Raw genomic sequence first — 9930 nt, 5'->3', positions numbered from 1 at the left:
TGAGGCTGACCATAATAAAATGACGATGCTTGTCCTTTACGTAGTGCACGCATGACTTCAATACCTTTAATTGTGGCATAAGCCGTCTTCATAGATTTGAATCCTAATGTGGCCCTGATGATCCGCTTTAGCTTGCCATGATCACATTCAATCACGTTATTTTTATACTTAATCTGCCTGTGCTCAAGGTCTGGTGGACATTTACCTTCCCGTTTTAACCGTGATAAAGCACGTCCATATGTGGGTGCTTTATCCGTGTTGATCACTTGTGGAATTTGCCACTTCTTCACATTATTTAAAATTTTTCCAAGAAAACAATATGCTGATTTGGTATTACGTCTAGAAGAAAGATAAAAATCAATGGTATCGCCACGTTGATCGACTGCACGATACAGATAAGACCATCGTCCATTCACTTTTACATAGGTTTCATCAATATGCCACGAGCTCAGATCTGTAGGATTACGCCAATACCAGCGTAAACGTTTTTCTATTTCAGGAGCATAACGTTGAACCCAACGGTAAATAGTCGTGTGATCAACATTCACACCCCGTTCGGCCAGCATTTCCTGCAGTTCACGATAGCTAATGCCATATTTACAATACCAGCGCACAGCCCAAAGAATGATTTCGCCCTGAAAATGCCGACCATGGAAAGGATTCATATGCTGCACCTTTAGCTAAAACAGTCTTCAGCTTACCATTCGTGGTTATTTGCAACAGTGCCGTTTAAAGTGCGTGTGATAAATAGAAGTGTAATACAGGAAAATGGTAAGGTTTATCAGCCTAGTCATCTGTCCATTATGTAGAAAGAGCAGCACTTTAATGTTTATGCTGTTCCAATGTATTACATTCCTTACTTTCTATTTGTAACGTAATTTCAGTAATATTATGATTATGTTTTAGAACGTCTAAGGCCTTTTGATAGAGTTGATCTGTATTGCTATTCGGAGCAACCAAATGAGCAGTTAAATGAATATTTTTTGAGGATATAGCCCAGACTTTCAACTGATGAATCCCTTCAACGCCCTCTAGCTTCAATAAATCATTTCTTAACGACTCAATATCAATCTCATCAGGAACTCCTTCAAGCAGAATATTAATACTTTGTTTTAATAAAATCCAAGTTCGAGGTAAGACCCAGAAGCCAATTAACACAGCGATTACGGTATCAACCCACATCCACTGGGTAAAATAAATAACTATTCCTCCGATAATCACGCCTATCGATCCTAGAGCATCACTAAGAACTTCTAAATATGCACCTTTTATATTTAGACTTCCTTCAGCACTAGCAGAAAGGATTTTCATTGAAATCAAATTTACGACCAAACCAATGACCGCGACAATCATCATTTCAACACTTTGAATTTCAGCAGGGTTCGTAAAACGTTGATAAGCTTCATATACAATATATATTGCTACCACAAAAAGCATCACCGCATTAAACAGAGCCGCTAAAATTTCAAATCGCTGATAGCCAAAAGTTCTTTTATCATCTGCGGCTTTTTTACCAATTTTGATAGCGGCAAGAGCAATAGCTAAAGCGGCTACATCAGTAAACATATGAGCTGCATCAGATAACAAAGCCAAACTTTGGGTAATAAAAGCAGCGACAACTTCTACTATTAAAAAAGTAGTCGTTAAACCTAAGGCAACCATTAACTTCTTACTATTTTCTTCAGTAACAACCGCATGGCTATGATCATGATGTTCTGACATAAAATATTTTCCTTATTCTATTTATGATGAGCAGAGATATTGGATAACAGCCAATATCTCTGCTGTAAATCGACTAATCTATTGGATTAAGAAACTTTCTTTTCATTCATCCACCGGTACAGTACAGGCAGTAAAACCAATGTAAGCAGGGTAGAGGAGATAATTCCTCCAATGACTACAGTCGCTAAAGGTCTCTGTACTTCTGCCCCAGTCCCGGTTGCCAAAGCCATCGGAACAAACCCAAGCGAAGCAACACAAGCGGTCATCAGCACAGGTCTAAGACGCAAAATTGCACCCTGCCACGTTGCATAATAAAGGTCATATTGCTGTCGCAACTCTTTGATAAAGGTGAGCATGACTAAGCCATTCAGTACAGCCACCCCCGATAGTGCAATGAAGCCAACCCCTGCTGACATGGATAATGGAATGTCACGCAACCACAACGCGATTAAGCCTCCACATAAGGCAAACGGGACACCACTAAAGACCAGTAAGCTTTCTTTGATATTATGGAATACAGCCATCAATAAAATAAAGATCGTCAACAATGCGAGCGGAACCACCAATTGCATACGCGCTTTTGCAGACATCAGATTTTGAAATTGACCGCCATAATCTATCCAATAACCGCTTGGTAATTCCTGTTTGGATAACGTGCTCTGAAGTTCTGTTACGAATGAGCCTAAATCGCGTCCTTCTACATTTGCAGTAATAACCACCCGACGTTTACCATTTTCACGGCTGACCTGATTAATACCCAGGATATTTTCAACGCGTGCAACATCTTGCAGTTGGACTAAACCACCATTTGGCAATTGAACAGGAAGTAGCGCTAACTGCTCGGGACTACGCTGGGATTCATCTAGACGGATGACAAAATCAAAACGCTTGTCTCCCTGTAGAATGGTTCCAACATTTTGACCACCGACACTTGTAGCTACCAGATCCTGAATTGCTCTTACCGACAAGCCATATTGTGCAGCTCTGGACTTATCCACCTCTACATTCAACAAGGGTAAGCCACTGGTCTGTTCTACATTAACGGCTGTCGCGCCTGAAATTGAGTTAATTTTTTGAGAAATTTTATTCGCTTCGCGATTTAGAATCTCCATGTCATCACCAAATAATTTGACACCCACATCACTTCGCACCCCTGAAATTAACTCGTTAAAGCGCAGTTCAATGGGTTGCGAGAACTCACTGTTATTTCCCGGCAATGTCGCTAAGAAAGTAATCATTCTTTGGCGAAGCTCATCAATCGTTTGTTTTGGATCAGGCCATTCATCATGAGGTTTTAACAGTACCACGCCATCTGAAATGTTGGGTGGCATAACATCTGTGGCCACTTCTGCTGTACCGGTACGGGCAAAGATCGCTTTAATTTCAGGAAATTCTTTCAACAGTAACTTTTCAGTATTTTCCTGCATTCTCAGTGACTGTTCTAACCCTGTACTTGGGGAACGCATTTGCTGAACAGCAAAATCACCTTCACCCAGTTGAGGTGCAAACTCGCTACCTGTTTGAGTGGCTAGCACGCCCGTAAGCACTAAAATACAGGCAGCCACAATAGTCACAAATAAACGAAGCTCATAGGCTTTATCTAAAAGCAGTTCATATTTGGTTTTAAGCCAATGCATCCAGCGACTTTCGGTTTCCTTGACTTCTCCAGTGACAAATAGGGCAACTGCGGCTGGCACAAAAGTGACAGATAAAATCATGGCCCCAATTAAAGCCAGTACAACAGTCATTGCCATAGGATGGAAAAGTTTGGCTTCTACACCCGTCAGGGTAAAGATAGGTAGATAAACCACCAAAATAATTAACTGTCCAAAGATGAGAGGACGACGCGCCTGTTTTGCAGCCAAGAAGACTTCTTTAAATCTTTCAGAACGGCTAAGTAAACCACCTTTCAGCTTCTGAGCTTCTGCTAGCCGACGGATACAGTTTTCTACAATAACCACTGCACCATCAATAATAATACCGAAGTCCAGTGCCCCTAAACTCATCAGATTTGCACTAATCTTCTGCTCTGCCATTCCCGTCAAGGTAAACAGCATTGACAGTGGAATAACGCAAGCCGTGATCAGCGCAGCACGGAAATTACCTAGAAAGAGAAATAAAATAACAATGACGAGGATTGCACCCTCAATCAAATTTTTCTGAACGGTTTTGATCGCCCGATCAACCAAATGCGTACGGTCATACACAGTCTCAATCACCACACCTTTAGGTAGCGATTGCTGGATCGATTGCACCTTTTCATCAATGGCTTGAGCAACGGTACGGCTATTTTCTCCCATCATCATCATGGCAATACCCAATACAGTTTCTTCACCATTATAGGTTGCAGCCCCTGTTCTTAAGTCATGACCAATTGAGACATTGGCGACATCTGCCACCCGAATCGGATAGCCGTTTTTATTGGCAATACTGATGTTCTGGATATCTTCAATCGTGTTTAAAGTGCCGGGAACACGAACCGTTAGCTGTTGTCCATTTTTCTCAATATAGCCAGCACCACGGTTTTCATTATTCTCTGTTAAGGCAGTTTGTAAATCAGACAAAGGAATTTGCAATTGTTGCAATCGGTTCAGATCAGGGGCAACCACATAGGTTTTATTAAAGCCACCGATACTGTTGATCTCAGCAACGCCTTTTACGCGCTGTAATTGCGGTCTTACAATCCAATCCTGAATTTCACGTAAATCCATCGCCGAATAAGGGGTTCCATCCGGCTTTTTAGCATTTGGTTCGGCTTTAATCACCCATTGATAGATTTCACCTAAACCTGTCGAAATAGGCGACATGTTAGGTTGCACATCTTCAGGCATTTCTCCCATTGCTTCTTGCAAGCGCTGGTTGATAAGCTGTCTGGCCCAGTAAATATCCGTGCCATCTTCAAAAATGATGGTCACTTGCGATAAACCATAGCGTGAAATCGAACGGGTTTGTTCCATTTTCGGCATGCCTGACATGGCATTCTCAATGGGATAGGTAATCCGCTGTTCCATTTCCAAAGCCGTAAAGCCATTGGCTGAAGTGTTAATCTGCACCTGAGTATTGGTAATATCCGGTACAGCATCAATCGGTAACTTTTGATAACTATAAATACCAATAGCAATCCAGGCTGCAATAAACAGCATAATCCAAATGGCGTTATGGATAGAAAACTGGATCAGCCGATCAAACAGCCCTTCAGGTTTTACCGATTCGTGGTCTGGAATTTGAGGAGTTTCAGTGCTCATGTGAAGCCTCTCCTTTTTCCAGCTCGGATTTCAGTAAAAAACTGCCTTGAGCGGCATATTTTTGTCCCTGACTAAGCCCACTCACCACTTCAATCCATTGGCTCTCCCCAGATGATTGCCCTAATTTCACAGGTTGCGGACTGAATTCAACTTTTTGTCCATGCTGAGTGGCGACAAAAACCACATCTTTTCCATCGACATTCTGAACTGCGGACTTAAGTACCCGTAATGCGGTACTTTCACTCCGTTGTTGCAACTGTACGTTCACCATCAAGTTTGGACGTAATTCGGTTGCATTCGATTCAACTTTTGCTCGCACCTGAAGACGACCTGTTTGAATATCCGCTTCAGTATTTAAAGTCTGAATAACAGCTTGATAAACCTTTTCTGTTTGCAAGGATTTAAATTCGATCTTTTGATTCGGGGCTAAGCCCATAATTTCAGAATTTGGAACAATAAACTCAAGCCAGAGTTGATCTAACCTGTCTATCGTAAAGAGTTGATCGGCTAACTGAACATTTTCCCCGAGAACCAAATCCTTTTTACTGATCACGCCAGAAATGGGAGCTTTCAAAATATAGCGTCCGTTACTGGCATTCACTGCACCAAATGCACTTAAACGTGATTGGGCCGCTTGAACCTGAATTTGTGCCCGTTTATAGCTGTTATAAGCACGTTGATAGTCCTGTTTTGCTGAAATGCCCTGTGACCAAAGCTGACGCTCACGATCATAGTCTTGTTTCGCCAGTTCAAGGTTGGTTTGTTCAATTTTAAGATTGGCCTGCTGATCAACTAGATCAGGAACAAGCAACGCAGCCAAAGGCTGTCCTTTCTGAACTTTTTGACCGAGTTCTACATAGACATTTTCTACATGACCACTAAAACTCGGTGAGACGTGCGCTTGCTGGTCAGTATTCACATTCAGTTTGGCAGGATAAGAACTTAATTTAACCACCGGGCCTTGATCGACCGCTGATAATTGTATGCCCTGTTCCACCAGTTGCTTGGCAGTCAGGCTCACACCTTCTGCATGCTCTTCGGTTTCACCGCCATGTTCTTCTCCGCTTTCTTCCTCTGCATGTTCATCTGATGTTTCCGATTTATTCTTACCAGTTAAGATCAAAAAAATACTGAGGAGTACGGTAGCGCCGATAACCAAACCAATCAGTAGAGGTTGAGAGATTTTTCCGCTCTGTTTTTTTAAGCTGTTTTTAAGATCGAACATGTTAATTTCCCCCACCAATGACAGGCATGGCCTGTATGTCTTGCCATAAGTTTTGATTGATTTGTGCAATAGCATCTTTCGACATGACTTCACTTGGGCTAATGCCTAAGCTCAAACTTTCTGCTTCAATGGCCTTTTGCCAGCCATCCCGTAACAACTGGACTTTACGCAGACGGATGTCTTGTAATTGAAGCGTGGCTTGCTGAACATCGGTTAAAGCAAACTTGCCTGCCAAGAAACCTTGTAGCGTCTTACTTTGAACTTGAGTCGCCAAAGGAATTTGAGTCTCGTCAACGACTTTGAATTGCAGCTCTAAACCCTGCAACTCGGTTAAAATTGTGCCTATTTGCAGCGCATTTTGCTTCAGATAAAACTCTTTCTGACGCTCTAATAAGTTCATTTTTTCTTGCGCGATTTTTATGCCATTTTGCTGACGATCGAAAATATTAAGCGGTACACTGACTCCGACTACTAATTGATTTTGTGTGGAGTTTTCCAAGGATTGGGTGCGGTTGACACCTAGGTTTAAAGTGGGGTTAGGACGTGCCTTTGCCCTTAGTTGATCAACCGTTGCTTGAGACTCTAATACCAGTAAAGCTCGATATTTCTCAACGTAGTTTTCCGCTAAATATTCTTGAACCTGTTCATGAGTCGATTTTGGCCAGAGCTTTTGTGAAGAGAGGTTTACCTGCAATGACTTATCAGACGTACCCCATAAATTTGATAATTGTTGGGTGGCCACTTGGACTTGTAAGTCTGCCTGTCTAAAAAGACGGATATTTTCAGCATGGCTTAAACGTGCGCGATTTACATCTACTTGGGCAATACTGCCTGCATTAAAGCGCTTTTCGATTGCTTGAAGGTTTTCTTGGCTCACCCGAAGTTGTTCATTGACAATGTTTTTTTCAAGTTCAGCAATGGCCAGTTGTGACCATACATATTTCACTGCAAGCTCAATTTGTGCTTGATAAATCTTCTGTTTCAGCGCTGTTTTATCTGTAGAGAGACTGGCTAATTTTTGGTTTGCTCTTCGCTCACCAAAAATATCCAAGGGTTGTGATATGCCAATGGTAAGCTCTTTTTCATTATTTGAACCAAATCCCGTTTGTTCAACTGACAGTTCAGGATTTTTAAACAGCTTACTTTGCTGAAGATTCGTGGCATTAATGCTGTTTTGCGTTTCCCAGAAATTTTGGGACGCTTGATATTGGTTAACCTGCTCAATAGCTTGCTGCAGCGTTAAATCTTGAGTACTGGCGACTACGGAAGTACTGAAGCTGATCATTGCAGATAGCAAGATACCGCTACCTAAGGCTGACCAGGATAAATTCAGGATGGAGGTATCCTGATGTAATTTGTTTTTTGACATGAAAATGCCCCACGCATAATGAAATTAGGAGTGGTGGGCTTTTATAAGACTACCCCACCAATAGTAGGGGCAAATCGGGAGGCGGGGTTAATTGATCCAGATAAGGGGGTTTATAAAAAGTTATTCCCAAATAAGTTGGGGTAATGCCGGTCTCAAAATTAGCTTTAAGCTTCAGATCATCGGGTGGGTCAATCTGAATCACGATTGTATTTGAGAAATGACTGCACTTTTCGTTAAAACAAACCTTCTGACAATAGTCATAGATTTCTTTATAGTTTTCTAGGGAATAAAGTGCTTGACGAGGACTATCACTCTTTTCGTCTAAATCGATTGGATTAGAGAGTATTGAATTGGGTATGTTTGGCATTTCATGCAGACAAGCAGCCTCTGCCACACTCCAAATATTCTGGAATGTGAATAAGAGTACCAATATCTGGATTAGAAATGTTTTTCTCTTCATACACAAATCTGTATTTAAAACACCAATCGGAAGCTAACCAAAGCTATCTAAGATCTGATCACAAAATTTAAGTCACCTTAATCTTTTTGCAGCCTTAAGTAAAGATATACAGAGTTTTTGAAAAAAGCATAGGTCTAGATAATCAAGCTAGATTTTTTAAAACTCCACATTGGTCAATTGTACATAAGCCATCACAAGTACCTCTTAAATCAGATAATTGTTCAATAAGCTTTTGTTGCTTGATTATATTTTCTCTGATAGCACTGACATGTAAGTCAATTAATTCATTCACATCTGAACAATTTTTCTTGGGATTATCTTTATAGGTGAGTAATTGACGAATTTCATTCAAACTCATATTTAAAGTTCGGCAATTCAAAATAAACTTAATTCGCTCAACATAGCCTATATCGTAAAGGCGGTAATTTCCTTCTGTTCTTTCGGGTTCCGGAATTAAACCTTCCTTTTCATAAAACCTAATTGTTAATACTGAACATGAGGTTTTTTTAGAGAGTTCACCAATTTTTAAATGCATTGAGTTGGTATTTCCAAAAAATCTTGACTCTATAGTAACTATAGGGATTCTAATATTCAAAGTTTATAAATTTTTTTAATGGGTATAACTATGAGTGGTTGTGGATGTAGTAAAGAAACACCATGCGAAGATAAGAAATCTCAACAAGAAAATCATCCATCAATTGCAGAAGCAAGCAATTCAAAGAATTGTGATAATACGCCTAGCTGTTGTGGTGAAGAGGAAGAAGAAAAATCTTCATCTCCTTGCTGTAACACTTCAAACAGTTGTGAAGATACCGCTCAATCCTGTTGTGGTTCTGATCCCAAAGAAAATTTAAGCACTGAAAACGTTTTAAAAGATTCGCACTACATGAGTGAATACTTAGTTCCCAAAATGGATTGTTCTGCGGAAGAACAGATGGTTCGTATGGCGCTATCTTCAATTGATGGTGTTCAAAAACTCATCTTTGATTTACCTAACCGTTCTTTAAAGGTTCTACATAATCAAAAAGATGAAAATATAACCACCAAACTTGAAGGACTGGGTTTTGGGGCAAAGCTTGTGAAGACTGAAACTTATATAAGCAATCAACAGGCTAAGCAAACAAGTACCTATACCATTCCTAAAATGGATTGCTCTGCTGAAGAGCAAATGGTCCGTATGGCTCTTGCAGATATTGAAGCAGTTAAAGGTCTTACTTTTGATCTTCCCAATCGAAAACTGAAAGTCTTCCATAATGAAGGGAGTCAGCAAATTACGGCCAAACTTGAAGGACTGGGTTTTGGGGCGAAACTTGATGAAACACAGCTTTCTTCAGGCGATATACCTAATGAACCTGATCCTGTGAGACAAGCTAAAGTACTTAAACTGTTATTAGGCATTAATGCTCTACTTTTCTTTATAGAATTCATCAGCGGAATTATTGCTGCGTCTACAGGATTGATTGCTGATTCTCTAGATATGTTTGCCGATGCAGCCGTTTATGGTATTGCGCTATATGCCGTCGGAAAAGCTGCGAAATATCAAGTGAAAGCAGCCCATTTCGCAGGTTGGATTCAGTTATTACTTGCTGTCATCGTGATTATTGATGTCATTAGACGATTCATGTTTGGAAGCGAGCCAGAATCAACGCTCATGATTGTTATTGGCCTGCTCGCACTTATAGCTAACGTGACATGCTTATATCTTATTTCTGGTCATCGAGAAGATGGCGCACATATGAAAGCCAGTTGGATTTTCTCGGCGAATGACGTTGTCGTAAATATGGGCGTTATATTTGCCGGTGTACTCGTGGCGTGGACGGGATCAGCTTACCCAGACTTAATCATTGGCATCCTGGTTTCTTTATTCGTGCTTAATGGTGCTCGAAAGATTTTGGCTTTGAAGTAAGAG

The 9930-nt window shown here is 40.7% G+C and carries 8 protein-coding genes; 1 reads left to right on the top strand and 7 read right to left on the bottom strand.

Going from position 1 to position 9930, the window contains the following annotated elements; genetic code table 11:
- From ACS72_RS01180 to cadR, 7 genes are all read right to left on the bottom strand, one after another.
- Positions 1 to 665 (bottom strand): IS6-like element IS1006 family transposase (locus tag ACS72_RS01180; protein ID WP_048880968.1); only part of this gene is annotated, 665 nt, incomplete at its 3' end.
- A gap of 157 nt (positions 666 to 822) precedes the next feature.
- On the bottom strand, positions 823 to 1722 hold the full coding sequence (locus tag ACS72_RS01175) for a cation diffusion facilitator family transporter (protein WP_048880967.1): 900 nt from the start codon (positions 1720 to 1722) through the stop codon (positions 823 to 825).
- Between the two features lie 86 nt (positions 1723 to 1808).
- The gene (locus ACS72_RS01170) at positions 1809 to 4967 is read right to left on the bottom strand and encodes an efflux RND transporter permease subunit (RefSeq protein WP_048880966.1); all 3159 of its coding nucleotides are present in this window, start codon (positions 4965 to 4967) and stop codon (positions 1809 to 1811) included.
- Positions 4957 to 6192: an efflux RND transporter periplasmic adaptor subunit gene (locus ACS72_RS01165; RefSeq protein WP_048880965.1), complete on the bottom strand. Its 1236-nt coding sequence runs from the start codon at positions 6190 to 6192 to the stop codon at positions 4957 to 4959. The genes ACS72_RS01170 and ACS72_RS01165 overlap by 11 nt, the downstream gene beginning before the upstream one ends.
- A gap of 1 nt (position 6193) precedes the next feature.
- Complete coding sequence (locus ACS72_RS01160) at positions 6194 to 7561, bottom strand: TolC family protein (protein WP_004281854.1); 1368 nt, start codon at positions 7559 to 7561, stop codon at positions 6194 to 6196.
- Positions 7562 to 7610: 49 nt separating this feature from the next.
- Positions 7611 to 8021, bottom strand: a complete 411-nt coding sequence (locus ACS72_RS01155) for a hypothetical protein (protein ID WP_004733191.1) — start codon at positions 8019 to 8021, stop codon at positions 7611 to 7613.
- Positions 8022 to 8163: 142 nt separating this feature from the next.
- Positions 8164 to 8556, bottom strand: coding sequence for a Cd(II)/Pb(II)-responsive transcriptional regulator (cadR, locus tag ACS72_RS01150; protein ID WP_004281856.1), 393 nt, complete (start codon positions 8554 to 8556; stop codon positions 8164 to 8166).
- A 90-nt stretch (positions 8557 to 8646) separates the two neighbouring features.
- On the opposite strand from cadR, the gene ACS72_RS01145 reads away from it, so the two are divergent.
- Complete coding sequence (locus tag ACS72_RS01145; RefSeq protein ID WP_048880964.1) at positions 8647 to 9927, top strand: cation diffusion facilitator family transporter; 1281 nt, start codon at positions 8647 to 8649, stop codon at positions 9925 to 9927.
- Positions 9928 to 9930: the final 3 nt, after the last annotated feature.

Source organism: Acinetobacter sp. VT 511, from assembly GCF_001077515.1.
Lineage (GTDB): Bacteria > Pseudomonadota > Gammaproteobacteria > Pseudomonadales > Moraxellaceae > Acinetobacter > Acinetobacter schindleri.
This window is presented reverse-complemented; position numbering and strand designations above follow the sequence as displayed.

What these genes read in the sequence shown, in the direction of transcription:
- ACS72_RS01175 (WP_048880967.1), bottom strand. Translation starts at nt 1,722, where the DNA reads ATGTCAGAACATCATGATCATAGCCATGCGGTTGTTACTGAAGAAAAT.
- ACS72_RS01170 (WP_048880966.1), bottom strand. Translation starts at nt 4,967, where the DNA reads ATGAGCACTGAAACTCCTCAAATTCCAGACCACGAATCGGTAAAACCT.
- ACS72_RS01165 (WP_048880965.1), bottom strand. Translation starts at nt 6,192, where the DNA reads ATGTTCGATCTTAAAAACAGCTTAAAAAAACAGAGCGGAAAAATCTCT.
- ACS72_RS01160 (WP_004281854.1), bottom strand. Translation starts at nt 7,561, where the DNA reads ATGTCAAAAAACAAATTACATCAGGATACCTCCATCCTGAATTTATCC.
- ACS72_RS01155 (WP_004733191.1), bottom strand. Translation starts at nt 8,021, where the DNA reads ATGAAGAGAAAAACATTTCTAATCCAGATATTGGTACTCTTATTCACA.
- cadR (WP_004281856.1), bottom strand. Translation starts at nt 8,556, where the DNA reads ATGCATTTAAAAATTGGTGAACTCTCTAAAAAAACCTCATGTTCAGTA.
- ACS72_RS01145 (WP_048880964.1), top strand. Translation starts at nt 8,647, where the DNA reads ATGAGTGGTTGTGGATGTAGTAAAGAAACACCATGCGAAGATAAGAAA.